Consider the following 257-nt stretch of genomic DNA (forward strand, 5'->3'; position numbering starts at 1 on the left):
GACGTAGACCGTGCCGTCGGCTGATTCGCCAGATCAGTCCGCAGGAAGATGTCGGTTGCGAGTGCCAGTGTGTCCGCATGACAAAAGACGTGCAGATCACTTTCGATTGCGCCGACCCAGGAGGATTGGCGGAGTTCTGGGCCGAGGCACTCGGATACCAGTTGCAACCACCGCCTGAAGGGTTCGACTCGTGGGATGCGGCCCTTGCCGCGTTCGGCGTGCCACGCGAACAGTGGAATTCGAGATCGGCGATCCTG

At 61.1% G+C, this 257-nt stretch carries 1 protein-coding gene; it reads left to right on the forward strand.

Translation table 11 applies throughout. The features are described from left to right. Positions 1–77: 77 nt before the first annotated feature. Positions 78–257 (forward strand): VOC family protein (locus tag WDW90_RS40610; RefSeq protein WP_348529666.1); only part of this gene is annotated, 180 nt, incomplete at its 3' end.

This window comes from Methylobacterium nigriterrae (genome assembly GCF_037106235.1).
In the GTDB taxonomy this organism is placed as follows: Bacteria; Pseudomonadota; Alphaproteobacteria; order Rhizobiales; family Beijerinckiaceae; genus Methylobacterium; species Methylobacterium nigriterrae.